Source organism: Rhodococcus sp. BS-15, assembly GCF_000813105.1.
GTDB lineage: Bacteria > Actinomycetota > Actinomycetes > Mycobacteriales > Mycobacteriaceae > Rhodococcoides.
Genome location: NZ_BAOX01000039.1, coordinates 1 through 25,287, shown reverse-complemented (window position 1 = coordinate 25,287; position 25,287 = coordinate 1). Strand labels below are relative to the sequence as shown.

Below are 25,287 nucleotides of genomic sequence, written 5' to 3'. Positions count from 1 at the left end.
TGCGGCGACGGCCAGCGATACCTGCGCTCCGCGATGCCGCCCCGCGAGTACGGCGGACGCGCCGAGCAGGGCGCCTGCTCCCACTGCGCCGGCCCAGTCGCCGAACATTCCGGTCACCATGCCCACTGTCCGGAACAGGACGACGAGTACTGCTCCGATCGCCACGACGAGCACACCGCGCGCACTCGAACGCGCGAGCGCGACGCTGGTCAGGCACGCGGTCAGCGCGAGGACGGTGAGCCCGTTGACGATCGTTGCCAGTGAACCGAATTCGGCCGTGCTGCTCAGCAGGGAGTCGAAGGGTCGGATATCACCGATCGCATAGCCGACGGTCAGCCCGGCCAGGAGCATCGACAGTACTTTCATACTGTCGATCATGCCGTCAGCCGAACTTCACTCCCTGTGCCAGGGGCAGTTCGTTCGAGTAGTTGACCGTGTTCGTAGCTCGCCGCATGTAGGCCTTCCACGCGTCCGAACCGGATTCACGGCCCCCACCGGTTTCCTTCTCGCCGCCGAAGGCACCGCCGATCTCTGCGCCGGAGGGGCCGATGTTGACGTTCGCGATGCCACAGTCCGAGCCGGCAGCGGACAGGAAGCGCTCCGCCTCGCGGAGGTCGGTGGTGAAAATCGACGACGAAAGACCCTGTGGCACATCGTTGTGCAGTGCGATTGCCTCGTCGAGGGTGTCGTACGTCAGCACGTACATGATGGGCGCGAACGTCTCGTGCTTGACGATGTCGGTCTGCGCGGGCATCGTCACGATCGCGGGCTGAACGTAGAACGAGTACTCGTCGACCACATTCACCCTCTCCCCGCCGACGACGACCGTTCCACCGTCGGATATCGCGGTCTCGAGTGCCTTCTGGTACCCCGCGTAGGCGCTGGCATCGATCAGTGGACCTACCAAAGTGTCGGTGGCCAAGGGAGATCCGATGGAGAGCGTCTCGTATGCCGCGACCAGCTTGCCGACCAGTTCGTCCGCGACAGAGGAATGCACGATGACGCGTCGCAGCGAGGTGCAGCGCTGACCGGCGGTTCCGGCGGCCGAGAACACCAGTCCACGCGTCGTCAGATCGAGATCGGCCGACGGCGTCACGATCGCTGCGTTGTTTCCGCCGAGTTCGAGCAACACTCGGCCGAATCGCTCGGCGACCCGAGGCGCGACGGCACGGCCCATTCTCGTCGAGCCGGTGGCCGACACCAACGCAACCCGCGAATCGTCCACCAACGCTTGGCCGGACGCGCGATCACCGACCACCAGCTGCGCGATCTTGGGGTCCACTCCCGCGGCAGCGGCGGCACGCTCGAACAGTGCCTGCACTCCGACTGCCGTCAATGGAGTCTTCTCCGACGGCTTCCAGATGACGGTATCGCCTGCGACGAGTGCGAGAGCGGTATTCCAACTCCACACGGCGACAGGGAAATTGAAGGCAGTGATGACACCGACGACACCGAGCGGGTGCCATTGCTCCATCATCCGATGCCCGGGCCGTTCGGTGGCGATCGTATTGCCGTACAGCTGACGCGAGAGTCCGACGGCGAAGTCGCAGATGTCGATCATCTCCTGCACCTCACCGAGCCCCTCGGAAACGATCTTTCCGGCCTCGATGGACACCAGCGCGCCAGATCCTCCTTGTGTACGCGCAGCAGTTCTCCGAGTTCCCGGATCACCTGACCACGCACGGGGGCAGGCACCTGCGACCACGACACGAAGGCGGTGCGCGCGTCGGCTACGACGGTCTCGACATCGTCCGCCGAAGCCGACGCCAGCGACGCCAAGTTCCCTCCGGTGATCGGCGACCGCGCGATGATCGCGTCGGGTCCCGCGGGGGCATCGAGCGCGATCGTGGCACCCAGCCGGTCGAGGATCGCGCGAGTGCGCACACTCAACTCGTCGTGGGTGATGGATGCAGACATGCGCGTACACCTTCCGTGAAGAGAACCGAACTGTCGGAGATCAGCCTACCGATGAGGGTCGCAACCGTATAATTTCCTGTTCTATGGACTTGCTTACGGAATTTTAACGCGTATCTTCGACGTTATGACGCAAGTATTACAGCGCACAGGAGCGACCATCGACGCCTCGACGGTTCGCGAGGTGATCGGTGAACACCTACTGGCCGACGGTTTCGAGCTGGTGTTGGACCTCGATGCCTCGACCGGGGCAACCCTGGTCGACGCCAGGGACAGCACCCGCTACCTGGACCTGTTCACGTTCTTCGCGTCCAACGCCCTGGGCATGAACCACCCCGCGCTGATCGACGACTCGGAGTTCCGGGCCGATCTGATGCAGGCAGCGATGAACAAGCCGAGCAACTCCGACATCTACACCGTCCCCATGGCTCGATTCGTCGACACGTTCGCGCGGGTCCTCGGTGACGCTCGCCTGCCCCACCTGTTCTTCGTCGAGGGCGGCGCACTGGCGGTGGAGAACGCGTTGAAGGTCGCCTTCGACTGGAAGTCACGCTGGAACGAGCGCCACGGCATCGATCCGTCGTTGGGCTCACAAGTCATGCACCTCGAGCACGCGTTCCACGGACGTTCGGGGTACACGATGTCTTTGACCAACACCGACCCGAACAAGGTCGCACGCTTCCCGAAATTCGACTGGCCGCGCATCCCGTCCCCCTTCATCAGATCCGATGCGAACATGGACGAACTCGAGGACGCCTCCTTGGCGGCGGCTCGGGTGGCGTTCGAGGCCAATCCGCACGACATCGCCTGCGCCATCATCGAACCCATCCAGGGCGAGGGCGGCGATCACCACTTCCGGCCTCGTTTCCTGCAGAAGTTGCGCGAGCTCTGCCACGAGTACGACGCCTTGTTCGTCATGGACGAGGTACAGACCGGAGCCGGAATGACCGGTACGGCATGGGCTTTCCAGCAGCTCGACGTCGTCCCCGATGTCGTCGCCTTCGGCAAGAAGGTTCAGGTCTGCGGCGTCATGGCCGGCGGTCGCGTCGACGACATCGACGACAACGTCTTCGCTGTCAGCTCCCGCATCAACTCGACGTGGGGTGGCAACCTCACCGACATGGTGCGGTCGCGTCGGATCCTGGAAGTCGTCGAGGCCGACAACCTCATCGAACGAGCCGGAGCACTCGGCGCGGTACTGCTGAAGCAGTTGCAGGAGTTGGCAACTCGACACACAGTTGTATCCGAGGTCCGTGGCCGCGGGCTGATGTGCGCCTTCTCCCTGCCCGACGCCTCCACCCGCGACCGAGTGATCGAACTGTTGCGTACCGAAGAACATGTACTGGCGCTCGGCTGCGGCGACGCAGCAGTGCGATTCCGTCCTGCACTGACGATCACCGAAGCCGAGCTGACCCAGGCAGTCGACTCCATCGACCGGGTGCTGGGCATGCTCTAGCGCTCGGGCTCGATATCCTTGTGCGCCAATCGAATCTGTGACGTCGGGATGATGCCTGGACGGAAGTAGAAGTTCTCCGGCGACTGCACGAGATCACCGTCTTCGACTCCGCTGACCTCCCAGACATCGACCGGTCCACCTGTGTTGTTCATGCCCACGAACCAATCACGTTCCCACGCATCGGCGGCCAGAAAGCAACCTTCCTGCTCGGGCTGGTGGCTACCGGCAATACCGCGAGCGGCACCCATTCGACGCCAGTCGAGTCCGTGCCGCCGAATCGACTCACGGTTGAGCACCGAGGTCACGTGATAGCGAATGGTCATCGGCAAAAAATAGCAACGGAAACTGGCCGGGTACAGCGATTATCGGCCCCTCCACAATCCCGTGTCAGGCAATTCTTGACAACACGTCCTTCTGCTGTCAGGCTTTTCCTGACACAGGAGGTAGTCCATGGATCCCATCACCCTCGCAACCGAGGCAGATATCACCGCTGCAACGCGGGCCGTCGTGACGGCAGCAGCCACCGAGGCCGGGAGCATCGCAGACGAGATCATCGGCACCGGCCCGCTGCCGGGCACACCGGAATGGGAGGCCGAGCAATCGACCGATCTGCCCGCACGACGGAGTATCGCGTGGCATCTACTGAGCCTGCGCGTGCAACTGGCAGCGGGCCTGGACGGCATCGAAACCGTTGTGGTGCTCCGTGTTCAGGGCGCAACGTGGGCGACGATCGGGATGGCCGTCGGAATGTCGCGGCAGTCGGCTCACGAGCGGTGGGGTGCCCGATCGGCGGCCGTTCTCGATCCGGTCGGCGACGGACTGCCCGAGATCGTCCCGAACGACAGCCCCGCGTGAACTACAACAGCATTCGCTCGGCGCCCACTGCCACGGCGTCGGCCGCTCGCTGGAGTGCAGCAGACGACAGCGACCATTGCTGCCAGTACAGCAACACGTCGTCGATTCCGTTGTCGTCGAAGCACTTCAGCGAGTCGCGGGCCTGCAGATCGGGAATCATGCCCCAGCCGAATCCCAGGTCGACGGCCCGCGCGTAGTCCGCGGACGCCGGCACCAGATGCCTCGGGGGCTCATGTGGTTCGACATCGAATCGCTGTAAGTAGTTGTCCTGCAACCGGTCGTCGGAATCGAAGACCACCACCGGCGCGGAACGCAAGGCCTCTGCGGTCACCCCCGCGGCGAACCACCGTTCGATGAACTCGGGGGTGGCCGACGGCCGGTAGCGCATCGCACCGAGGCGTCGAACGGTGCAGCCGCGAACCGGGTCGGCCACCGATGTTATTGCAGCGGAGACGATCCCGTCGTGCAGCAATTGCGCGGTCCGGTCCTGATCCTGTCGATGCAGATCGAAGGTCATCTGGGACGCCAGTGGAGCGAGCGCGGGCAATACCCAGGTCGCCATCGAATCCGCATTGACGGCAATCGAAATGGGCGCAGCGACACCGTCGTCACTCAGTTCTGCCCGAGTCTGCTCGGTGAGAGTGTCGATCTGGCGCGCCAAACGCAGCACTGCGACACCCGATTGGGTTGCCACCACCGGCTTGCTCCGCTGGACCAGAGTCCGGCCGAGCGACTGCTCCAAGGACTTGATGCGCTGACTCACCGCCGACGGCGTCACGTACAGCGCGCGAGCCGCGGCCTCGAAGGTCCCGCCGTCGACCACGGCCCGCAGGCCCTGAGCTGCTCGATCTCCATTAGATGAAGCTACGCTAATTGTTCCTGAAATACATTCGCTGGACCTAATCCCAACTTGTTCCTAGCGTTGCCGTCATGACCTCCCTTGCCGCCGCACAATCGACCCTCACCGGACTGGGCGTCGGACTCTCCCTCATCGTCGCCATCGGAGCGCAGAACGCATTCGTACTGCGTAAGGGCCTACAACGCGCCCACGTACTGCCCGTGGTGGCAGTGTGCGCGCTGTCCGACGCGGTGCTCATCCTGGCCGGGGTGGCAGGAATCGGCGTTCTCGTGGACCGGTTTCCCGTCGCCCTGCGGGTCGTGACCGTCCTCGGTGCTCTGTTTCTCCTCGTCTACGGTCTGCTGGCGTTGAACCGCGCCCGAACGCCGGGTGCGATGACCTCTCAGGTGGAGGGAACGGGTTCTCTGATCGCAGCCGTCGCCACGTGCCTGGCTCTGACCTGGCTCAACCCTCACGTCTACCTCGACACCGTGGTGTTTCTCGGGTCGATCGGAAACCGTCAGCCGGGGGGACCTGCGGTGGTGGTTCGCCGCCGGCGCGATGCTGGGCAGCGTGCTGTGGTTCACCGCCCTGGGATACGGATCGCGGGTGCTCAGTCCGCTGTTCGCGAGGCCGTCGGCGTGGCGAGTACTCGACCTCGGTATCGGAGTGATGATGCTGACCCTGGCTGCTCTGCTGGTTTTCGGCTGAACCACGACATTGACGTCCGGAGCACTTGATCCGCAGTACAACGAGTGATCTGATAGTCGCGAAAGACCGACCGCACGGTCTGACAACCCTGGAGGATTTCCGTGCCGTACCTCGGCTTGCTGATCATGCTGCTGTCGATCTTCTGCTTGATCGACGTCATCACCGCCGACGACTCGGGAATTCGCCACCTCCCGAAGATCGTCTGGCTGCTGCTCGTCATCGTTCTGCCGCTCGCCGGGTCTCTTGCGTGGCTCCTCGTCGGCCGGCCCGAGAACGGCGGCATCTGGGGTGGCAGCGGCGCATCCCGGACCGCGTCGGCCTACCCCGAGTACGACGCCAGACCCGGACGCGCCGTTGCCCAATCGCAGGAGAGCGACGAGGAATTCCTACGCCGTTGCCGCGCGCGTGCCGAGGAACAGCGCCGCATTGCCCGCGAGCAGCGCAAGAACGATTGAGACCATGGCCAAGCTGACCGTCTTTCCCGAACCGAACTCCGCCCTCTCCGATCCCGCTGACCTGTTTCGCGAGTACCTACGCTTCTATCGCGGCGAGTTGGTTCGGCGAATCACTGCGCTGAGCGAGGATGCCCTGAACTCCACGACAGTGCCGTCCGAGTGGACCCCACTGCAGATGCTCACCCACCTGGTGCACATGGAGCAGCGCTGGTTCGTCTGGGGATTCCTCGCCCGCGCAGTCGACGCACCGTTCGGTGACCAGAAGGACGGGTCGTGGCATGTGCCCTCCGATGCGGACGCCGAGACCCTGCTGCGCAGACTCGAGGACGGTGCCCGCCTCACCGAAGAGGTACTGAGCTCACACCGGATGGACGAATTGGCCACTCTCGGTGGGCGATTCACCGATGAAAGGCCGACTCTGAGTTGGATCTGCTTCCATGTACTCCAGGAATACGCCCGACACCTCGGCCACCTCGACGTCGCTGTCGAACTCGCCGGCGGGCCGAGAGGTGAAGAAACCGAGAGCTGACGCCTCAGACGTTCGCGTACAGATCGACGGTGGTGCCGTCGGGGTCGTGCACGACGGCATAACGCTGTCCCCAGAACGCATCCCAGGGCTGCAGGTGACCGGTGTACCCAGCCGCGGTCACCGCTGCCCATGCGGCGTCCACCCCGTCGGGGGTACCGCAGTCGAAGGCGAGCGCAACGCGGTGGCCCCCGCTGGGCGGCGTCCACGTCGGATCGAACGAGGTGATGGTCGACGGCAGGTCGAACAACAAGCGAACGCCGCCGAGGTCCACTTCCACATGTTGCTCGACATCGGCAGTGGCCGGAATGTCCAGTCCCAGAACACGGTAGAACGCCAGAGCTGCGGCCATGTCGGCGACAATGATTTCGATTCCTGCGAGGCGAGGGTTCACGGGAAGAAGGTTAGACCTGTCAGCCCCAGTTCGCGGCATTCGTCAGACAGAAGGGATGCCCTGACGGGTCGAGCAACACCCGCCATGTCTCACCCGGCTGGTCCTCGGGCAGCGTCGCACCCAGATTCACTGCCGCACTCGCCGCGGCGTCGAGATCCTCGACCGCAAGATCGAAGTGAAACTGCTTGCTGCCGTTGGCATTGGGCCAGGCCGGAGGCCGATAGTCGTCGATGCGACCGAATCCGAGCGCACTGCTCGGCCCTTGCAGCATCGCGTAGTCCTTCTCCGCATGGACGACGCTCCAACCCAACAGCGACGACCAGAACGCGGAGCTGACCTCGGGATCTGCGCAATCCAGGGTGACCATCTTCAGGGTGGCAACGGGTGTCTCGGTCATGATGTTCTCCTCCTTGTGTCGGACCAGACTCCTACACTGACGCGCGTGCCGGATAGGAAAAGCGCGACAACCACCCAGTCCGGTGTCCTGCGGCCCGACAAGCTGGCGAAATTCGTCGACCTTCGACGGCTGCCGTGTGCCACATCCCTGGAACCGTGGGTCGAGAACTACTGGCAGCTGCAGTGGACTCTGCCGTCGGGCACGTCTCACAGCAGCTCGACGCTCCCCCACCCGGCCTGCACGTTGAGCGTCGAACACGGTTGGACCCGCGAGGGCGTCGTCGAGCCGGTCGTCGTGACGGGGGTGCTCACGCGCCGTTTCGACGTCGTTCTCGCCGAGTCCGGGTGGGTCTTCGGCGTCAAGTTCCGGCCCGGCGGCTACGCGAGTTTCACCGGAACCGTGGCAAGAACCCTGCGAGACGTCTCGGTCGCGCCACCGACCCCGTTCCGGTCCGAGACCGTCGCTGCACTGGCCGAGCTGGGTGGACATCTCGATGCCGACCACTGCCGAACCGTCGTCGACTCGGCTCTCGCGCCCTATGCCCGTGACGTGGAACCGGAGTACGAGACCGTCCTGGGCATCATCGCGACGATGCTGCGCGACCGGACGCTGGTTCGCGTCGCACAGGTGGAACAGCGGTGCGACATCGGCACTCGTCGACTGCAACGGCTGTTCGAGCGCTATGTCGGAGCGACGCCCAAATGGGTACTCGGGCGCTATCGGATTCACGACGCCCTCAGCGAGCTGGACAACGGCTACTCGGGTCCGCTGGCAGACCTGGCCGCCCGATACGGCTGGTTCGACCAGGCTCACTTCACTCGGGAGTTCACCGAATTGGTCGGAATGCCGCCGAGCGCGTACCAACCTGAGTAACGCCTTCGTCACGCAATGCGACTTTTACCGATTCGTTTGGCACAGTATCCCGCGGTGCTCGAGGAGCATCTCGGTGAGGAACAGCAGCACAGAGGAAGAGTGGGCTTCAACGCATGATCAACATTCTCGTCGCCGGTGGAATCGCGTTGGCGGTCTCGATTCTGTTGACTCCATTTCTCATCGCGCTGTTCACCCGGCAGGGCTTCGGCCAGGAGATCCGCGTCGAAGGTCCGGCAAGTCACCACGCCAAGCGAGGAACGCCGACGATGGGCGGCGTCGCGATCATCGTCGGCCTGTGGGCCGGTTACCTCGGCTCCCACCTGGTCACGATGGGCGGCGATGGACCGTCGGCTTCGGCGTTGTTGATACTCGCTCTCGCGACGGCACTCGGCGTCGTCGGATTCCTCGACGACTACATCAAGCTCCGCATGAAGCGAAGCCTCGGACTCAAGGCCACCGGCAAATACGTCGGGCAGATCAGTGCAGCGGTCATCTTCGCCGTGCTGGCGCTGCAGTTCCGCAATGGGAACGGGCTGACGCCGGGCAATGTCGAACTGTCGCTGGTGCGCCAATCCACGTTCTTCACCATGGCCCCGATCGTCTTCGTGCTGTTCTGTGTCTTCCTCGTCGTCGCGTGGTCCAACGCGGTCAACCTCACCGACGGTCTCGACGGGTTGGCGGCGGGCTCGATGACACTCGTCCTCGGCGCGTACACGGTGATGACGTTCTGGCAGTACCGGCAATCCTGCGCCACCAACTCCGTCGCCGGGTGCTACCAGGTGCGCGATCCACTCGACCTCGCCGTCGTCTGCGCCGCGGCCGCCGGTGCCTGCATCGGATTCCTCTGGTGGAACGCCGCTCCGGCCAAGATCTTCATGGGCGACACCGGCTCCCTCGCCCTCGGCGGACTGCTCGCAGGCCTGTCGATCGTCAGCAAGACCGAGCTGATCGCCCTCGTCTTCGGAGCCCTGTTCGTGGCCGAAGTTGCGTCCGTCGTCATCCAGGTCGCGTCGTTCAAGAGCACGGGCAAGCGGCCGTTCCGAATGGCACCGATCCACCACCATTTCGAGCTGGCAGGCTGGGCGGAAACAACGGTCATCATCCGACTGTGGTTGTTCGCTGCCATCGCGTCGGCACTGGGGCTGGGGTTGTTCTACAGCGAGTTCCTCGCGGCCGTCGGCTGACCTCTACGATTCTGGGATGACTGACGAACTGTCTCCGGTTGCCAAGGTCGACGCACTCGCCGCCGAGCTGGAAGATCTCGATGCTCGACGCGTCGCCATCGGGGTCGAACTCGTCAACCTTCAATTCGGTCTCGACGGAGACGCCAAAATCCGTGCGACGGAGGTTTTCCACAGCGACTACCTGGGACGACTGTTCGCACTGGTCGACGAACTACGCACTGACGAGTAGCGCCTCAGGGCGCGACGATGCAGCCCGGTCCGAGCGGAGTGGCCGGGTTGACGGTGACAGTGCGAATCGGGCCGCCCGCTGACGTTTCGTAGGCCACCAACGAGTGCTCGCCCGGTGCAGTCGGGGTCCACAGCGTGAATTTGTGGCCGAGAACTACCGGCGTGCTGAAGTACGGATCGACGTTCCACGCCAGTTCCTCGGGGAACATGACCGACTCGTTCGTGTAGTCCTGGATATCGACCCGCGGGCCGCTCAGTGTGTCGGTCCGAGCCACGACGAGATATGTGCACCCCACCCCGAACTGCGTTGTGGGACCGGAACTGAGCCCGGGCAGGATATCGAGGCTCACGACCTCCGCCGACGCCGCTGGAGCAGCCCAACACGCGGTCGCGACAAGAGCAGTCGATATGAAGGCCAGGCGACGAAGACGCTTCGATGTGGTCACACCAGGTGGTCGGTTCGCTCGACGATCTCGTTACACCCCCGATTCAATCGGACTCGGAACGAGACACGACGACCAGTCGAAAATCCCTCAGCGACAGAGTGAATGCCGCCAACGCAGCAACAAGCACACCGCCGACCGGAAACACCAACCACGGATCGCCGATGGTGGGGGTGAAAGACGATGCTTCGTCAACTCGTGTGATGTACGACGTGTCCGAGACGTATGTGTCCGACACTGAACTACCAATCGACGTCCAGCCGAAGTCAGCTGCAGGAGGCGAGTTGATCTCGATACTCAACGGATGCTCCCACGACCAATTCGACGCGGCTTCGGTTGGTTGCGGTGGCCAATGCGTCCAGGCGAGTGCACTGCCCGCTCCCAGTGCCGCACCCACGACGATCAACAATGCGAACAGGTGGAATCGGCTGCGCTGACGATCCTGGACGATGCGCAGACCCGAATCGACCAGAAACGAGGCCACCACCAGACCCACCGCCAGTCCCGCTGCGACGAGATAGAGCGTCATCGGGAACCAACTCGGCCGAATGTTGGTCACGCCCAGCTCCTGCGGATCGGCTACGGCGACATGCCAGACCACCGCTGCGGCAGCGCCTGTCGAGGCACCGACAGCGGCGAGCACGGCGACCAGCTTCTTCCCCGATGGGCTGTCCACGGTCGGGACTCTACCCACGAGATCCGAAGGGAACTCGGTGGCATCGGAGGAGAACTCGCGTTACGGTGTGTCGGTGAGTTCGCCCGAGGCATCCAGATCAGAGCTACCGGCACCCCGGTAGCTCGAGAAGCCAGACGCGCTCGACTACGAACCACTCGGTGAGCACCCGTGTGCCGGTCCAACTGTCCAGGACCCGTCGCACATTCGGAGCACATTCATGCCACCGCTCGTATTCTTGCTTGCCACCGCAGTTTTCGCCCAGGGGACTTCCGAGTTCCTGCTGGCCGGGCTGCTACCCGACATCGCCGCCGACCTCGACACCACTGTGCCTCAGCGGGGTTGCTGACATCGGCCTTCGCTGTCGGCATGGTCGTCGGTGCCCCCACGATGCTGTTGCTACACGACGCCTACCACCCGTCTCGCCTTGACTGCCTTCTTGGTTGTCTTCATTGCCATGCACGTGATCGGTGCAACGACAACAAGTTACGCGGTCCTGTTCGTTTCCCGGATCGTCGCAGCATTCGCCAACGCGGGCTTCCTTGCGGTCACCTTGGCGACGGTCACGGCGTTGGTGACACCCGACCGGATCTCGCGGGCAGTCGCAATGATCCTCGCCGGCACAACACTCGCACTGGTTCTCGGCGTACCGGCCGGCACGTTGGTCGGAACACTTCTCGACTGGCGCGCGGCTCTGTGGGCAATAGCGTTGCTCTCGGCACCCGCATTGATCGCCGTGGCCATCGCCGCACCTGACCGCAGGACCCATCGAGCAGACATCTCGCTGACAACCGAATGCACTGCCTTGCGGAACCGTTCGCTGATCCGCGTCCTCGCTCTCTGTGCTCTGATCAACGGTGCCACATTCTGTTCGTTCACTTACCTGGCTCCGATCGTCACCGAACGCACAGAACTGCGTCCGGCATCGGTTCCCCTGGTGCTTGCACTTTTCGGAGCCGGCGCTCTGTGCGGAGTGTGGGCCGCTGGGAAGTACGCGGACCGATACGCTTCCCGGATCGTCTCGGTCGGCGGCCTGGCACTTCTCGGCGGCTGGTGCTGCTTCGGTCTCCTGGCGCAGTTGCCGACGGCTGTTCTACTGCTTGCGTTCGTTCAAGGCGGTTTGTCGTTCGCCCTAGGAAGCACCCTGGTCGGTCAGGTGATGCGCACAGCAGTCCACGCACCGACCATGTCGGGCTCATTCGCAACAGCGAGCCTGAATGTCGGTGCGGCCGCAGGCCCGGCCCTCGGCGGATGGGCATACGGCTCCACCCTCGGCACGGTTGGACCACTCGCCGTCAGTGCAGCGTTGGTGGCAGTGGCGCTGATCCTGACTCGCTCTTGACCTGAAGCTCGGTTCAGGTTTTAGGGTCTACTTCATGACAACGAGCAGACCGATGCAACCGCCCGAGCTTCAGCCGATCGGGTTCTGGACCGCGCGAGCCGGGGAAGCCATTCGAACCCGGACCCGCGGTGCGCTCCACGAAATCGGCGTCACACAACCCGAATGGTGGCTACTACACCAGATCTCACTGCATCCCGCGGGAGCCGATCGCGCCGAGACGATCGAGAAGATCGGGCACAACGACACCCCGGAAGCAATTGTCGATGCCATCGACTCCGCGCGTTCCAAAGATTGGATCGTGGAATCGAATTCGCGTCTGAAGTTCACCCCGGACGGTCGTGACACTTTCCGGCGCGCAGCCGATCTCCAGAACATGCTGCAGGAGGAGCGAATGAACGGCATCAGTGCGGCAGACTTCGTGACCACCATCGAAGTCCTGCAACGAACAATCCGGAACGTCGGAGGCGACGCCTGGCATTGGTGACGATCAGGCGCGTCGGGTCGCCTCCGCCCTCGCGTGTGAGACTGTCGGCTGTGCGAGCACTCGTTGGTATCTCGACCATCTCGGTCGCCTGCTCGGCGTCGATCGCCTTGTACGCCGCCGCGCAGCTGGCGACGATCGGAATCATCGAGACCGGGCCGCTTTTCGAGATCATGGTCGTCCTACCGGCCGTGATCGCCATCGTCACGTCGATTCTCGGTGCTCTGGTCGGTCTCGGCATGCTGGTTCGTTCTTCGACCCGGAAGCTTCCCTTCGTACTCATGGCCATCGGCCACCTCGCAACCACCGTCGGAGTAGTCGCCGTCGTCATATGGTCGACGCGGCCATCGGCGTCGGGTTGGGATCTGCTGCTCCTTCCCGCGCCGGTTGTATTGGGACAACTCGTCGTACTGGCGGGTCTCGGCGTGCTGATTCTGCTCCGTTCACGCTCGAATTCAGTTCGCGGACAACAACCCTGAAGTCAGGGTTTCGTCCGCGGCCCAGGGCCACCGAGTACTGTCGACTGCCGGCGACGAACGCGTACTTCACTCGACGCGGTGCTCTGCCGATAGACTCGATGCGCTCCAGTGGGAAGCCGATCAGTGTGGAGACCTTACGCATCCGAACGAGCCTCGCGGGCCGCTGCTGCGAATGCGGCCATGCTCGGGAACTCGAAGTCGACACTGTATTCCTCGGACGGCTCCGGCGTTGCTCCCCATCCGGGGCGATCGTGCCGCCGATCGATCCACACCGAAGCGATGCCGTGCCGTTTCGCCGGCACGTGGTCGTGGAACAGGCTCTGCGCAACATGGAGTAGTCGTGACCGTGGAACGCCCAACGTCTCGAGGACTCCGTCGAGCGCGTCGAAGTGGTTGTCGGCCGGTTTGTAGGCCTTGACGTCCTCGGCGGTGACGATGGCATCGAACTGCACGCCGAGCCGGCGGTTGCTACCTGCGAAGCCGTCGCGATGCACATTGGACAGGATGACGAGCTTGTAGCTCTCGCCGAGGGACGACAACGCGTCGGCCGAGTCCTCGAATGCCGGCCAGTCCGGAACGGACGCCCCGAGCCTGTCCGCCCATTCGGCCGAGACAGATATTCCCAACTCGCCACCGGTCCGTGTGAAGGCGTCGGCGAGTATCCGAGGGTACAGCGCAGAGGGCGAATCCCGCTGCGCCTGAGCTTCGTTGACGCCGTGCAGCTCGAGAAGCTCGTCATCGGACAACGGCGAACCGGCCTGCTGCGCCCATGGCCTGAGCACCTCGAGAATGCCGGCTTCCCAATCGATCAGCGTTCCGTAGCAATCGAAGCTCAGGACGTCGTAGTCGGCGAGATTCATGTGGCCGGGCCTCCTTGCGAAATTCGATGGCGGACGACTGTTCGTGCCGATACCGTCTCCAGATCATGAGCAGCCTACTGCCCTTTATCTGCCCACGACCGTGTGTCGGTCGTCAGGGCAGCCCAGTGCACAGCTGAAGTCCGGACGTCCGACTCGGTCGAGGAAATCCCATCCGTCGATCGGCAAAGGACCCTCACATGACCAGCTATATCTCCAATTCCCAACTGATTCAGGATCTCTCGATACGCGACCTGACCGATCCGAACCAGGGCGCACACGCGATGCAACTCTTGTTGACCGCTGTGGTCGAGAATCTCACACGCACGTGGAACACGGACACCGAGGTTCTACGGCTCAGTGCCGTCGTACCCGTGCAGGACAACTACGACAAGCTAGGCTTCGACGCCGATGCCGTCACCCGTGACCGACGGTACTCGCGCTACATCGGTCCCGACGTGATGCTGCGCAGTCACACATCCGCATACATCCCATGGATACTCGAGCAGATGGACGACGCATCGGACGTCGATCGGCTTCTCGTTCTGCCCGGCCTCGTATATCGACGCGACGCCATCGACCGCATGCACGTCGGTGCGCCTCATCAAGTCGATCTGTGGCGCGTGGTGTCCCGTCCGGGCGTCACCGACGTGGATCTGATGGCGATGATCGAGTCCGTTGTCCGTTCGGTCCTGCCGGACGCCCAGTGGAGGGCAGTGCAGGCGGACCATCCGTACACCCGGGGTGGCTACCAGATCGACGTGCGCGTGGGCGACGCCTGGATGGAGCTCGCCGAATGCGGCTTGATCTCGTCAGAGTTGTTGCAGCGCAGTGACCTCAACCCGGATCGGTGGTCCGGCCTCGCACTCGGAATGGGGTTGGACCGCGCGTTGATGCTGCACAAAGGGCTGGACGACATCCGACTTCTCCGCACTGAAGATCCGCGTATTCGAGAACAGCTGCTCGACCTCGAACCGTGGCGCCCGGTGTCGACCATCCGCCGCGACATTTCCGTCGTGGTTCACCGGAGCGTCGACGGCGAACTACTCGAATCCGTGGAGCTACTCTCCATCACACACTATGACGATCTGCCCGATGCCGCCCGCGTCCGAGTCGGCCTCGATGCCGACCAAGTCAATGCGTCGATCCGCATGACGCTGCGGCCGATCGGTCGCACGATGACCGACGGTGAGGCAAATCTACTGCGCGACAGAGTCTATCGAGCTGTTCACATCGGCCCTTCATCCGAGCTGATCGACGGTAGAGTTCCTCGTGACAGTCGATCAGCTGACGATGAAAGGCAGAACCTGTGAATATGCGCAAGGACGACGCGGTACGCAAGGTCGCCGACGCGCTGAATGCGATCGAGAAGCCCTGGCAGCCTCATCGACTCGTCAGCGTCAACGACTATGACGTCAAAGTCGTCAAGTTGCTCGGGGAATTCGTTTGGCACACACACCCCGACACCGACGAGATGTTCTTCGTCCACAGCGGAGAACTCACCATCCAGCTTCGCGACCGCGATGTCGTTCTCGGCCCCGGAGACGTGTACGTGGTCCCAGCGGGCGTCGAACACTGCCCCAAAGCCGTCGAAGAAGTCTCCGCTCTACTGTTCGAGCGATCGGGCACCGTCAACACCGGGGATGTGGGTGGGGAGATGACTTCCCAGCTCCACGAGTTGTGACGCGGCTACAGCTGCGCCCTGCTGTCCCGTCCGACGCCGACTTCCTCTTCTCGATGGCTTCTGACCCCGATGTCGTTCGATGGGTCGGCGATGGAAAACCCTGGAGTAGATGCTATTTCGATGGACGGTTTCTACGTGCCCTGAACCCTGAGAACATCCGAGCGCCGGACATGCCCAGGTGGTTCATCGGCACCGACGAGGATCGACATCCAGTCGGCTTGCTCAGTCTGATTCGACGTTCGGACCACATCGAGGTCGGGTACTGGGTGCATCCGGCCGAATGGGGTCGTGGCTACGCCGGCGAACTGCTCGACCTTGCGCAGGATCACACGTATGGTCCCCCGATGGCCGCGCAGGTGTATCCGGCGAACAGTGCCTCACGTCGGGTGCTCGAGCGTGCCGGATTCACCCTCGTCGACGACGGTGATCCCATGATCTTTCGATGTCCTCCGAAGTAGCGATTCTACGGTTCACCAGGTCCTGATGGGACGGGGCCGAACCGTGGAACGGCCGGTGGTGACGCCGCGCACCATGGGTCTCATCAGGAACTCGTGCGGGAACCCGAGGTCGATATCGCTGGCTTCGTGCAGTGTGTCGAGGTGGGATTCGTCGAAGGTCACATCGAGGGCAGAGATGTTCTGCTGCAACTGTTCCGGAGTGCGCGCACCGATCAACGAGCTGACGACGGACGGATGCCGAAGCGTCCACGCCAGAGCCACCTGAGCAGGAGTCACGCCGAGTTGGCGAGCGACCTCGACGACGGCGTCCGCGATTGCGAGCCCCCGCGTGGTCAGCGTCCCGTTCGCCTTCGCATGATCACGTCGAGTTCCGGCCGGCGCATCGGAACCCGGAGTCGCGAGGTCCGCAGCGGTGTACTTTCCGGTCAGCACTCCGCCGCCGAGCGGTGCCCAGGGAACCACGCCGAGCCCAAGATCTGCTGCCATGGGCAGCAATTCACGTTCGGTGGTTCTTTCGATCAGGCTGTATTCCACTTGAAGGGCCGCGAACGACGGCCGGCCCCTCATGTCGGCAATGGTCTGCATGCGCGCGACCTGCCACGCTGGCGTATCCGAAATGCCCAGATAGAGAACCTTTCCCGATCGGACCAGCTCGCCGAGCGAAGAAATGACCTCGTCGCTCGGAGTCACACCGTCCCACGCGTGCAGGTACAGCAGATCGATGTAGTCCGTCCCGAGATTCTTCAGACTCGCCTCGACGGATCCACGAAGACTCTTTCTGCCGCCCCCGCCGGCATTGGGATCCGAAGGTTCACGCGTCGCCGCATACTTGGTCGCGACGACGACCGAGTCACGTCGGCCACGGAGAAACTCGCCGAGATACCGTTCCGATTGGCCGTCGGTGTAGATGTTGGCGGTATCGACCATGTTGCCCCCGGCATCGAGATACGCGTCGAAGATGCGTTTCGAGTCCTTCTCGTCGGCACCCCACCCCCAGGCGTCGCCGAATGTCATGGTTCCCAACGACAATGGTGATACCCGCAGTCCCGAGCGTCCGAGCAATCGATAGTCGTCCATGCGCGTCATGTCCTGTCCCCCTCCTCGATTCGTCTACCTCGATCACGGTCACAGATGCATAGAGCCGCGGGAAGGATGTGTTCTTCCTGGGACGAGCGATACCAGGCTGATCACGCTGAACTGGCCTACCCTGGATGAGTGAATACGACGCCACCGCAGCGAGGTCGGCACGAGCTGGCCGCATTTCTGCGTGCCCGACGCGAGGCGCTCGCGCCGTCGGACGTCGGCCTGCCACCTCGGATAGGAGCGTCACGCACGCCCGGTCTGAGACGTGAGGAGGTCGCAACGCTGGCCGGTGTGAGCGTCGACTATCTCGTACGGCTCGAGCAGGCACGTGATGTTCGGCCATCCGCCAGGTGGTGCAGTCACTGTCGAACGCACTGAAACTGTCCGCTGATCAGACCGGCTACCTGTTCACCCTCGCAGGTCATCGCGCACCCGAGCGACCCGCCACCCAGCAGGTGCCCGCCGGCATCGGAGCGTTGATCGACGACATCGGTCCGCTGCCGGCGATGGTGCTCAACCACCGACTCGACATCCTCGCCGTGAACGAGACCATGGCCGCGCTGCTTCTCGACATCGACGAACGTCCGGCGTCGGAGCGGAATGTTCTACGAATGTGTTTCCTGGACAGCCGGTTCGACGGCTTCTACGATGCGCGCGACGATGTGGTCCGCGGTGCAGTTGCCGACCTGCGTGCCGCCTGGGTGAACCATTCACACGACGCCGAACTCGCGGCCTTGATCGACGAACTCGAGCGAGGCAGCGCAGAATTCTCCCGCTATTGGCAGTCCCGAGAAGTGTCGGTGCGCAGCCGGGGAGACAAACCCATGCATCATCCGCTCGTTGGACCGGTGACCGTGACATTCGATGTTCTCACGCCACTCGGCGACCCGGACCTGCGGTTGATCGTCTACCGGCCTGCCGATGCGCAATCTCGGTCTGCGCTGGACGAACTCGGCCGTTTCCGTTCTCATCGGAAGCAGCGGCACCTACGCACGATCTGAATCCGACCTTTCGCGGCACGCAAAGTCGAGACTCCATCGGTGCAGTGCTCCTATCGTTTCGGGCAGAACAAAGGAAGGTCACCGGCACATGCTCGAACGATGGAACGCAGCACTCGACTACATCGAGAACAATCTCGGCCGCGAGATCGATCCGAGCGAGCTCGCCCGGATCACCCTCACATCGGAGTACCACTTCCGACGCGTGTTCTCGGCACTGGCTGGACTACCGCTGTCGCACTACATCCGACAACGCCGAATGACACTGGCAGCAGCCGACATTCTCGACGGACAGGGCGTACTCGACGTTGCGAGCAAATACGGGTACACCGCAGACGCATTCACCCGCGCCTTCCGAGACCTCCACGGCATCACACCATCTCGAGCACGCCGACCCGGAGCCATCCTCAGTTCCAGACAAGCAGTGACATTTCACCTGACCATAGAAGGACGAAGCACCATGCGATACCGCATCACCGACCTGCCCGCATTCCACATCGTCGGCAGAACCACCCGAATCCCACTCCGGTTTCACGGCGAGAACACCGCCATGACCGAATTCCACCGAAGCCTCGCCCCCGGAACCGGCGAAAAGTTGCGCGAACTCGCCGACCTGCCCGAACTCCCCGACATCCTCTTCGTCAGCGACGGCTTCGAGCCCGAACGCGAAGACGGCAGCCTCTTCGACTACTACTTCGCAGTTGCAAGCACTTTGGCTGGAACATCCGACTGGGACACCCTCGCCGTGGCCGCATCGACATGGGCGGTGTTCGAGACGAGCAGCGACACCGCACTCGCCCCCGCACTCCAACAACTCTGGGCCGACGCCTTCAGCGAATGGTTCCCCTCCAACCCCTACGAAGTGATCCCGGGGCCGGAAATCCTGACCGTCACCGAAGCCTCCCCCGACTGGACCTCGGGAGCGGGAGAACTCTGGATTCCAGTCCAACGAACTCGATAGCCGTCCCTCACTCCTTCCCCTCCCCGCCCCGCCTTCCATGGCCACTCAATGTGACATTCAGTGGCCTTTTTGGGGGTCAATGTCACATCGAGTGGACTGCCGGAGGGAGACCAGCGCACGGCCGATCGGTCTCGGCCGCCGTGCTCGGTAGTCTGACGGCATGTTGGCCGGTCGACGCGAGGCGCTGCGTCGGCGATATCTGTCGCTGGGGCTCGGCGAGCTTGCCGCAGCAGCTGTCTTCCTGGCGGTCGCCCTCACCATGGCGATACCGAGGCTCGACGACCAGCAGGACCGTCTCGCGTTGTGGTCCGCCCTTGTCCCATTGCTGATCGTGCTCGTACAAGCGGGTATCTACTGGCTGCTGGCGCGTTCCTGGGTAGAACACCACCCGATGCCCGTCTTCCTCCGCGGGGTGTACCGGGTATGTCGAATCGTCGACGTCGCGTTGCTGGCTGGCGGGTTGGTGGGCATCGTCGTATGGTTTCCCGCCGGGATCGGTGCGGCTCTCGCTGTCGTTGCGGTGTGGCTCCTCGGAGTCATCGAGTTCGTCAACTACTTCGTCGTCAGACTTTCTTATCCCGCACGCAGTTGGTTTTCGACTGTTCGTCAGCTGCGCACACCTCGATTGGTGCGCGACATGACCACTGTTGCCTGACTCCAACTACGGAGTCCCTCGCGGGTACTCGATGTGACATTCAGTGGACTTTTCGGCAGTCAATGTCACATCGAGTGGACTTTCGGTTGACCGAGCCGAGAGCTCAGGACGATCGGCGAGAGAGGATTTCCGTGATGTCGGTCAAAGCAGGGATTGCCGCAGAGAGTGCTCGACGGCTGTCCTCGGTCAGCTCGTCGAGTGCGTCCGATAGCACCTGCGAGCTGACTGCGTCGTATTCGTTGAGGAGACGGAGGGCCTTCGGCGACGCCGTCAGGTTGGCTCCCCGGAGGTCGTTCGACGAGATCGATCGTTCGACGAGACCCGCGTCGACCATTGCCTTGATCAGGTTACTGACGGTGGAACGGGCGAGGTTGAGATGTGCGGCGAGGACTCCGGGGCTCATCGACGGCTTATCGGCTAGGGCCCTCATCACTTCGACGTGCGAGTCCGGGAGGTCCGGCAAGTCCGCGGCCTCGCGGGTCGCACGGAGCAACGAGCGTCGCAGCGGCCCCAGTTGTCGCCCGAGTTCGATCGCGGAGGAGTGCATCGTTCGATGATCTCACATGTAGTTTTGCCGCAAACATAGTTTTGTGACAAAATGGCCTTATGAATACAGACACCTCGGTACAGAATCCGGTCCCGAATCAGGACCTCAGCGGCATCGTCGGCCACCGATTCATCTACACGTACGCGAACAAGTGGCAGTACGAGATGTACGTCAAAAACGCCACGACGATCGACTACCGCATCCACACCGGCATGGTCGGTGGCCGATGGGTCAAGGACCAGCAAGTCGATCTGGTCCAACTCGACGACGACGTCTACAAGATCTCATGGAACGAGCCCACTGGGACATCCGTCGTCGTCAACGTCATTCCCGGCAAGCGGCGCCTGCACGGCACGATCTTCTTCCCGCAGTGGATCGAACTCGACGGAACCAAAACTGTTCTCTTTCAGAACGATCACCTAGACCGAATGCGCGCCTACCGCGACGCGGGCCCGACTTACCCCATCTATGTGGTTCCAGAATTCGCCACCATCACCCTGTTCGAGTACGTCGGCGTAGACGACGAGAGCATCGTGGCCGTGGCTCCCGCGGATCTTCCCGACGGATTCGCCGACAGGACCAACTGACATGCAGCCGGACCTGACCTTCATCGCACATCTGTCCGTGACAGTAGGCGAGCCGATCGACCTGGGCCAGGTATCCGATGGGCATCGCCGTCTCGTCCCGATTCTCGGCGGGACCGTTGAGGGCCCCTTGATGAAAGGCATCATTCTCCCCGGCGGTGCCGATAACCAGATACTTCGGACCGCCACTCTTACCGAACTCGATGCCCGATACGCACTCGAGACCGATGCGGGCGAACGAATATCTGTTCACAACACCGGTATCCGAAGCGGAACCCGCGCAGACATCGACGCACTGATCCGCGGAGAAGACGTGCCCGCCGATCGCATCTACTTCCGTAGTCAACCCAGACTGTCCTCCGCCGCGAACAGACTCCGGTGGATGAGCGAGCGGATATTCATCGGGTCCGGCCAGCGATTACCGAACTCCGTGGAGCTGGACATCTATCAGGTCACGTGACCGATGCGATTCCGCGCAGTCAATGTGACGTTCAGTGGACTTTTCGGCAGTCAATGTCACATCGAGTGGACTGGCAGGGGGATCAGGCAATCGATTGGCCGTAGACGTGTGTCACCGAGATGGTCATCAGTACTCGTCGATCAGCGACCATGACTGCTCGGTATTCGTTCCAATCGGGGTGTTCACCCGCTGCGGCGCGGAAGTAGTCCACCAGAGCATCGACTTCGGGGCTGTCGGGTGACGATCCCGGGCCGGTGAGGGTGACGGTTCCTTCGGCCGTTGCCCATGCTGTGCCGTCGGCGCTGGTCACTTCGAGCGCGGCACGAGGGTCTCGGCGCAGATTCGCCGTTTTCGCTCGCCCGTCGGTGACCGAGATGGTGATGGTGCCGGCTGCCAGGTCGTAGAACGGTGTCACCGGCGAGAGCTGCGGCATTCCGCTGGCTTTGATGGTGGCGAGCACGCCGATTCGGCTCTGCTCGAGAAGCGCATGTGGATCGTAAGAGCTCGCGGTCATGGCTTCTCCTCGGTCGTCGAAACAAGCGTGCACGAACTTCTACCGAGAACGCCGTCGACGACTCGATTGTTCCGTTCCGACCTCACGGTTGTCTGTCGTTGAACAACTCCGCCGCGTAGGCCCCGATTGCTCGACGGTATCTCCCCAGCGCCGGATCTGCCGCGTGCAGTGCGTTCCGCAATGCCTGCGCACCGTCCCCCCTTGTCCCACAATGCGAGTGCCACGAATGCATCTCGCGCAGACAAGTAATCGGTCGAGAACTCGAACTCCTCGAGCACTCGCAACGCGTCGTCCTGTCGGCCTACGTTGCGGAGCGAGCTCGCCAGTTGAATCCGAGCCTGGTTCTCCCTGTCGACATCGAGCCCGTGGGACAACGATGCCTCGTACAGCGGGACGGCCGCGGATTCTTCGCCCAGGAAGTCTTCCAGGGAAGCTCGCTCGAACAATCCACGGGCATCGGAACACTGTGCAGAGGAGAGCAATTGGTCGATCTGAATCCGCATACGAACGGGATCTGTATCGTCCGCGTCGCGCCAGAATTCCGCCATTCGATCATCCCAACTCTGCATGAAGTCGATCGTCCACGATGCCCCGGCCTGCCGCCACCGCTGCGTCTTTCAACACATGCATCGTCTTCGATACTTGAACCACCTGACCCGGATATTCAGAAGGTCGACTCTTGGCGCAACGATGACACTCGACAGCTATCGAGCTGCCACGAATTCGATGCGATTGCCCACTCCATCACGGGTATGGAACCGTCTGCGACCCGGGATCTCCTCGGGGTCGGCCCAGTTCACCGGGTAGCCGGCAGACGTCAACGCCACAGCGGTCGCATCGACGTCGGTGACAAAAGCCGGGTGCGCCTTCACTGCCGGACGAAAGTCGTCCTCGATGCCAATATGGACCTCACCATCGGGACCACCCAGGCCCGGCACCCGAAACCAACAGCCGCCGCGGACGGCCAACAGCGGCGGCTTCGGAATCTCCTCCCAGCCGAGAGCACCCGAGTAGAACTCCCTCTCGCGGTCTTCGCCACCCGCCGGACACGCGACCTGCACATGATGAATCATCGACCGAACGTACCGCCGACTCGATTGACACGCCGGTGAACGGTAGGCAAACGTATGGGCATGCAACTGAGATTTCTGGCCGGCATCTCGACGGCCTTCGCATTCAAGCTCCTGCTGATGCGAGCGCTGACACTCAAGCTGCAGCGAGACATCGAAGCACTGAACAACGGCAACTACCGACCGCTGCTGTCGTCCTTCCACCGAGACGCTGTGCTCAAGTTCGCCGAGGGAGACAGCCGCTGGTCGGGCACCCACCGCGGTCGCGCAGCCATCGAAAGATTCTTCCAGGACCTCGTCGCAGCCGGTATCCAAGGCCAGATCACCGAAATCTACAGCGGCGGCGCACCCTGGCGAATGACCCTGCTCGCCCGCTTCGACGACCGAGCCCACGCAGCCGACGGCACCCAGATCTACAACAATCGCACCGTGCTCCTGGTCCGCACGAGCTGGGGGAAAATCATCTCGCAGGAAGACTTCTTCGAGGACACCACTCGCATCGACGCATTCGAGAAGAAACTGCGGCAACTCTAGATCCCGCCGGCCCCGGCGTGACACTGTGCGTTCCGCCGGTACTCAATGTGACGTTCAGTGGCCTTTTCGGGGGTCAATGTCACATCGAGTGGACTCCAGGGTCGGAAGGGGTGGGGCGGCGATAGGTCACCTGTGGGTAGTTGTCGGCATTCGTCACGCTGGCGTGCACGTTGTATACCGTGCGCACCAGGTGTTCGGTGATCACTTCGTTCGGGGTTCCCGATGCCACGATGGCGCCGTTGTTCAGGACGATGATGCGGTTGCAGAACATGGCGGCGAGGTTGAGGTCGTGCAGGGCGATGTAGCTGCTCAGGGGTAGGCCTGCGACGAGGGTGAGGATGTCGAGTTGGTGTTGGATGTCGAGGTGATTGGTCGGCTCGTCGAGAAGTAGTTCGGTGGGTTGTTGGGCGAGGGCGCGGGCGATCTGGACTCGTTGGCGTTCGCCGCCGGAGAGGGTGTGCCATCGTCGGCCGGCTTTCGATGCCATGGCGGTGTCGGTGAGTGCCTGCGCTATCGCGGCGTCGTCGTCGGATGCGTCGCCGCCGAGGATGCCGTGATGGGGGATGCGGCCGAGGCGGACGACATCGCGGACGCTGATGTCGACGTCGGTGTCGGAGTGTTGGTCGACCATTGCCACGCGTCTGGCGATGCGGCGTCGACGCAATGTTCGCAGGTTGTCTCCGTCGAGCAGCACGTCGCCGCTGTCGGGGGCGACGATGCCGGCGAGAATGCGCAGTAGCGAGGATTTGCCCGAGCCGTTGGGTCCGATCAGGCCGATGGTCTCGCCGGGTTCCGGCTCGAAGCTGATGCCGTCGAGGATCGGGTGTCCACCGCGGGTCCATCGAATGTCCGTCGCGTGCAGTGTCATCGAGATCTCCGTAGCCGAAAGAGAATCAGTGCGAAGGCCGGCACACCGATCAGTGCCGTGACCACTCCGACTGGAATTTCCTGCGGTGCGAACACCGTTCGGGCGATGGTGTCGACCCAGACCATGAAGATCGCGCCCATCACCACCGTCGTCGGGAGCAGTCTTCGGTGGCGCGCTCCCACGAGGAATCGGGCGGCATGCGGAAGAACCAGGCCTACGAATCCTATGGCTCCGGCGGCACTGACGAGGGCGGCGGTGATCACTGCGGTGATGACCAGCAACAGGATTCGCACATATTTCACCGGAACGCCGAGGGATGCGGCCGCGTCGTGCCCGAAGGTGAAGGCATCGAGGGCCGAGGTGTTGAACAGGCACACCACCATTCCAAGCAGTGCCACAGCACCGCACAGTGCCACGTCTGTCCAGTCGGCGCCGCTCAAAGAGCCGAGCAGCCAGAACAGCACTCCCCGGGTTTGTTCGGCATCGGCCGAAGAGATGACGATGAACGACGTCAGAGCCGAGAACAGCTGTGTACCAGCCACTCCCGCGAGTACGACGCGGTCGTTGCCGCCGCCCGCACCTGCGGCGAGCAGCATCACCAGCACGAACGACAGCAGCGCTCCGGCGAACGCTCCGGTGGACAGCGACAGTGCGCCGCCACCGACGCCGAGCACTGCGACGACGACGGCACCGGTGGATGCGCCCGACGAGATACCCAGCACGAACGGGTCGGCCAGGGGATTGCGCAGCAGCGATTGCATGATG

34 protein-coding genes and 3 pseudogenes are annotated in these 25,287 nt (G+C 63.0%); 21 read left to right on the top strand and 16 right to left on the bottom strand.

Going from position 1 to position 25,287, the window contains the following annotated elements; all coding sequences use genetic code 11:
• A partial coding sequence (locus RHBS_RS07640; protein WP_145977487.1) for a hypothetical protein occupies positions 1-366 on the bottom strand: 366 nt, incomplete at its 3' end.
• Between the two features lie 16 nt (positions 367-382).
• A pseudogene (locus tag RHBS_RS07635) lies at positions 383-1,917 on the bottom strand (aldehyde dehydrogenase family protein).
• A 124-nt stretch (positions 1,918-2,041) separates the two neighbouring features.
• On the opposite strand from RHBS_RS07635, the gene lat reads away from it, so the two are divergent.
• Complete coding sequence (lat, locus tag RHBS_RS07630; protein WP_121871697.1) at positions 2,042-3,370, top strand: L-lysine 6-transaminase; 1,329 nt, start codon at positions 2,042-2,044, stop codon at positions 3,368-3,370.
• Here the strand turns inward: lat and RHBS_RS07625 are convergent.
• Positions 3,367-3,693: a hypothetical protein gene (locus RHBS_RS07625; RefSeq protein WP_121871696.1), complete on the bottom strand. Its 327-nt coding sequence runs from the start codon at positions 3,691-3,693 to the stop codon at positions 3,367-3,369. The genes lat and RHBS_RS07625 overlap by 4 nt on opposite strands.
• Positions 3,694-3,820: 127 nt before the next feature.
• Between RHBS_RS07625 and RHBS_RS07620 the strand changes: the two genes are divergently transcribed.
• Positions 3,821-4,225, top strand: coding sequence for a hypothetical protein (locus RHBS_RS07620; protein ID WP_121871695.1), 405 nt, complete (start codon positions 3,821-3,823; stop codon positions 4,223-4,225).
• Between the two features lies 1 nt (position 4,226).
• Here RHBS_RS07620 and RHBS_RS07615 read toward each other — a convergent pair whose 3' ends face one another.
• Complete coding sequence (locus RHBS_RS07615; protein ID WP_237669084.1) at positions 4,227-5,048, bottom strand: LysR family transcriptional regulator ArgP; 822 nt, start codon at positions 5,046-5,048, stop codon at positions 4,227-4,229.
• A gap of 107 nt (positions 5,049-5,155) precedes the next feature.
• On the opposite strand from RHBS_RS07615, the pseudogene RHBS_RS07610 reads away from it, so the two are divergent.
• The 3 genes and pseudogenes from RHBS_RS07610 to RHBS_RS07600 all read left to right on the top strand — a co-directional run bounded on the left by RHBS_RS07610 (position 5,156) and on the right by RHBS_RS07600 (position 6,758).
• Positions 5,156-5,774: pseudogene (locus RHBS_RS07610) on the top strand (LysE/ArgO family amino acid transporter).
• A gap of 101 nt (positions 5,775-5,875) precedes the next feature.
• Positions 5,876-6,229, top strand: coding sequence for a PLD nuclease N-terminal domain-containing protein (locus RHBS_RS07605; protein WP_121871692.1), 354 nt, complete (start codon positions 5,876-5,878; stop codon positions 6,227-6,229).
• 4 nt (positions 6,230-6,233) lie between these two features.
• On the top strand, positions 6,234-6,758 hold the full coding sequence (locus tag RHBS_RS07600) for a DUF664 domain-containing protein (RefSeq protein ID WP_121871691.1): 525 nt from the start codon (positions 6,234-6,236) through the stop codon (positions 6,756-6,758).
• A gap of 4 nt (positions 6,759-6,762) precedes the next feature.
• Here RHBS_RS07600 and RHBS_RS07595 read toward each other — a convergent pair whose 3' ends face one another.
• Entirely contained in the window at positions 6,763-7,149 is a 387-nt protein-coding gene (locus tag RHBS_RS07595; RefSeq protein WP_121871690.1) for a VOC family protein, read from the bottom strand.
• A 19-nt stretch (positions 7,150-7,168) separates the two neighbouring features.
• The gene (locus RHBS_RS07590; RefSeq protein ID WP_121871689.1) at positions 7,169-7,546 is read right to left on the bottom strand and encodes a VOC family protein; all 378 of its coding nucleotides are present in this window, start codon (positions 7,544-7,546) and stop codon (positions 7,169-7,171) included.
• A gap of 45 nt (positions 7,547-7,591) precedes the next feature.
• On the opposite strand from RHBS_RS07590, the gene RHBS_RS07585 reads away from it, so the two are divergent.
• The 3 genes from RHBS_RS07585 (at position 7,592) to RHBS_RS07575 (ending at position 9,832) form a co-directional block, all read left to right on the top strand.
• Positions 7,592-8,419 (top strand): helix-turn-helix transcriptional regulator, encoded by an 828-nt coding sequence (locus RHBS_RS07585; RefSeq protein WP_237669083.1) that lies wholly within the window; start codon positions 7,592-7,594, stop codon positions 8,417-8,419.
• Positions 8,420-8,532: 113 nt separating this feature from the next.
• Positions 8,533-9,603 (top strand): phospho-N-acetylmuramoyl-pentapeptide-transferase, encoded by a 1,071-nt coding sequence (mraY, locus tag RHBS_RS07580; protein ID WP_121871688.1) that lies wholly within the window; start codon positions 8,533-8,535, stop codon positions 9,601-9,603.
• Between the two features lie 16 nt (positions 9,604-9,619).
• Positions 9,620-9,832, top strand: a complete 213-nt coding sequence (locus tag RHBS_RS07575) for an oxidoreductase (RefSeq protein WP_121871687.1) — start codon at positions 9,620-9,622, stop codon at positions 9,830-9,832.
• Positions 9,833-9,836: 4 nt separating this feature from the next.
• Here RHBS_RS07575 and RHBS_RS07570 read toward each other — a convergent pair whose 3' ends face one another.
• Positions 9,837-10,181: a hypothetical protein gene (locus RHBS_RS07570; RefSeq protein ID WP_237669082.1), complete on the bottom strand. Its 345-nt coding sequence runs from the start codon at positions 10,179-10,181 to the stop codon at positions 9,837-9,839.
• A 139-nt stretch (positions 10,182-10,320) separates the two neighbouring features.
• Complete coding sequence (locus RHBS_RS07565) at positions 10,321-10,950, bottom strand: hypothetical protein (RefSeq protein WP_121871686.1); 630 nt, start codon at positions 10,948-10,950, stop codon at positions 10,321-10,323.
• 217 nt (positions 10,951-11,167) lie between these two features.
• Between RHBS_RS07565 and RHBS_RS07560 the strand changes: the two are divergent.
• From RHBS_RS07560 to RHBS_RS07550, 3 genes and pseudogenes are all read left to right on the top strand, one after another.
• Positions 11,168-12,289: pseudogene (locus RHBS_RS07560) on the top strand (Cmx/CmrA family chloramphenicol efflux MFS transporter).
• Between the two features lie 34 nt (positions 12,290-12,323).
• Entirely contained in the window at positions 12,324-12,773 is a 450-nt protein-coding gene (locus tag RHBS_RS07555; protein ID WP_121871684.1) for a hypothetical protein, read from the top strand.
• Between the two features lie 50 nt (positions 12,774-12,823).
• Positions 12,824-13,249, top strand: coding sequence for a hypothetical protein (locus RHBS_RS07550; RefSeq protein WP_128645270.1), 426 nt, complete (start codon positions 12,824-12,826; stop codon positions 13,247-13,249).
• 134 nt (positions 13,250-13,383) lie between these two features.
• On the opposite strand, the gene RHBS_RS07545 is transcribed toward RHBS_RS07550, so the two are convergent.
• Positions 13,384-14,109 carry a haloacid dehalogenase type II gene (locus RHBS_RS07545; protein ID WP_121871682.1) on the bottom strand — a complete coding sequence of 242 codons (726 nt, stop codon included), beginning with the start codon at positions 14,107-14,109 and terminating at the stop codon, positions 13,384-13,386.
• A 197-nt stretch (positions 14,110-14,306) separates the two neighbouring features.
• Between RHBS_RS07545 and RHBS_RS07540 the strand changes: the two genes are divergently transcribed.
• Genes RHBS_RS07540 through RHBS_RS07530 form a run of 3 tightly spaced genes read left to right on the top strand, consistent with a single transcriptional unit; the run spans position 14,307 to position 16,248 of the window.
• On the top strand, positions 14,307-15,419 hold the full coding sequence (locus RHBS_RS07540) for a hypothetical protein (RefSeq protein ID WP_121871681.1): 1,113 nt from the start codon (positions 14,307-14,309) through the stop codon (positions 15,417-15,419).
• A gap of 2 nt (positions 15,420-15,421) precedes the next feature.
• Positions 15,422-15,790 carry a cupin domain-containing protein gene (locus tag RHBS_RS07535; RefSeq protein ID WP_121871680.1) on the top strand — a complete coding sequence of 123 codons (369 nt, stop codon included), beginning with the start codon at positions 15,422-15,424 and terminating at the stop codon, positions 15,788-15,790.
• On the top strand, positions 15,787-16,248 hold the full coding sequence (locus tag RHBS_RS07530; protein WP_183130324.1) for a GNAT family N-acetyltransferase: 462 nt from the start codon (positions 15,787-15,789) through the stop codon (positions 16,246-16,248). Before RHBS_RS07535 ends, RHBS_RS07530 begins: the two co-directional genes overlap by 4 nt.
• 12 nt (positions 16,249-16,260) lie before the next feature.
• On the opposite strand, the gene RHBS_RS07525 is transcribed toward RHBS_RS07530, so the two are convergent.
• Positions 16,261-17,334 (bottom strand): aldo/keto reductase, encoded by a 1,074-nt coding sequence (locus tag RHBS_RS07525; protein ID WP_128645269.1) that lies wholly within the window; start codon positions 17,332-17,334, stop codon positions 16,261-16,263.
• A gap of 129 nt (positions 17,335-17,463) precedes the next feature.
• Here RHBS_RS07525 and RHBS_RS30325 point away from each other — a divergent pair, with 129 nt between their 5' ends.
• The 4 genes from RHBS_RS30325 to RHBS_RS07510 all read left to right on the top strand — a co-directional run bounded on the left by RHBS_RS30325 (position 17,464) and on the right by RHBS_RS07510 (position 19,945).
• Positions 17,464-17,709 carry a helix-turn-helix transcriptional regulator gene (locus RHBS_RS30325; RefSeq protein ID WP_237669079.1) on the top strand — a complete coding sequence of 82 codons (246 nt, stop codon included), beginning with the start codon at positions 17,464-17,466 and terminating at the stop codon, positions 17,707-17,709.
• Positions 17,685-18,332, top strand: coding sequence for a transcriptional regulator (locus tag RHBS_RS07520; RefSeq protein ID WP_237669078.1), 648 nt, complete (start codon positions 17,685-17,687; stop codon positions 18,330-18,332). Before RHBS_RS30325 ends, RHBS_RS07520 begins: the two co-directional genes overlap by 25 nt.
• An 88-nt stretch (positions 18,333-18,420) precedes the next feature.
• Positions 18,421-19,290, top strand: coding sequence for a helix-turn-helix domain-containing protein (locus tag RHBS_RS07515; protein WP_121871677.1), 870 nt, complete (start codon positions 18,421-18,423; stop codon positions 19,288-19,290).
• A gap of 160 nt (positions 19,291-19,450) precedes the next feature.
• Positions 19,451-19,945 carry a hypothetical protein gene (locus RHBS_RS07510; protein ID WP_121871676.1) on the top strand — a complete coding sequence of 165 codons (495 nt, stop codon included), beginning with the start codon at positions 19,451-19,453 and terminating at the stop codon, positions 19,943-19,945.
• A gap of 103 nt (positions 19,946-20,048) precedes the next feature.
• Here RHBS_RS07510 and RHBS_RS07505 read toward each other — a convergent pair whose 3' ends face one another.
• The gene (locus tag RHBS_RS07505) at positions 20,049-20,492 is read right to left on the bottom strand and encodes a MarR family winged helix-turn-helix transcriptional regulator (RefSeq protein WP_121871675.1); all 444 of its coding nucleotides are present in this window, start codon (positions 20,490-20,492) and stop codon (positions 20,049-20,051) included.
• A gap of 59 nt (positions 20,493-20,551) precedes the next feature.
• Between RHBS_RS07505 and RHBS_RS07500 the strand changes: the two genes are divergently transcribed.
• Complete coding sequence (locus RHBS_RS07500) at positions 20,552-21,079, top strand: phenolic acid decarboxylase (RefSeq protein ID WP_121871674.1); 528 nt, start codon at positions 20,552-20,554, stop codon at positions 21,077-21,079.
• A 1-nt stretch (position 21,080) separates the two neighbouring features.
• Entirely contained in the window at positions 21,081-21,536 is a 456-nt protein-coding gene (locus RHBS_RS07495; RefSeq protein ID WP_121871673.1) for a DUF3237 domain-containing protein, read from the top strand.
• Positions 21,537-21,618: 82 nt separating this feature from the next.
• Here RHBS_RS07495 and RHBS_RS07490 read toward each other — a convergent pair whose 3' ends face one another.
• The 3 genes from RHBS_RS07490 to RHBS_RS07480 form a co-directional block, all read right to left on the bottom strand.
• On the bottom strand, positions 21,619-22,050 hold the full coding sequence (locus tag RHBS_RS07490; RefSeq protein WP_121871672.1) for a PPOX class F420-dependent oxidoreductase: 432 nt from the start codon (positions 22,048-22,050) through the stop codon (positions 21,619-21,621).
• Positions 22,047-22,598, bottom strand: coding sequence for a tetratricopeptide repeat protein (locus RHBS_RS07485; protein WP_187298411.1), 552 nt, complete (start codon positions 22,596-22,598; stop codon positions 22,047-22,049). Before RHBS_RS07485 ends, RHBS_RS07490 begins: the two co-directional genes overlap by 4 nt.
• Before the next feature lie 156 nt (positions 22,599-22,754).
• Positions 22,755-23,123 carry a glyoxalase gene (locus tag RHBS_RS07480; RefSeq protein ID WP_121871670.1) on the bottom strand — a complete coding sequence of 123 codons (369 nt, stop codon included), beginning with the start codon at positions 23,121-23,123 and terminating at the stop codon, positions 22,755-22,757.
• A gap of 60 nt (positions 23,124-23,183) precedes the next feature.
• On the opposite strand from RHBS_RS07480, the gene RHBS_RS07475 reads away from it, so the two are divergent.
• Positions 23,184-23,654: a nuclear transport factor 2 family protein gene (locus tag RHBS_RS07475; protein WP_183130323.1), complete on the top strand. Its 471-nt coding sequence runs from the start codon at positions 23,184-23,186 to the stop codon at positions 23,652-23,654.
• Between the two features lie 79 nt (positions 23,655-23,733).
• Here the strand turns inward: RHBS_RS07475 and RHBS_RS07470 are convergent, their stop codons facing one another.
• The gene (locus RHBS_RS07470) at positions 23,734-24,522 is read right to left on the bottom strand and encodes an ABC transporter ATP-binding protein (protein WP_121871669.1); all 789 of its coding nucleotides are present in this window, start codon (positions 24,520-24,522) and stop codon (positions 23,734-23,736) included.
• The coding region (locus RHBS_RS07465; protein ID WP_128645267.1) for an iron ABC transporter permease at positions 24,519-25,287 on the bottom strand (769 nt) is incomplete at its 5' end. The genes RHBS_RS07465 and RHBS_RS07470, both read right to left, overlap by 4 nt.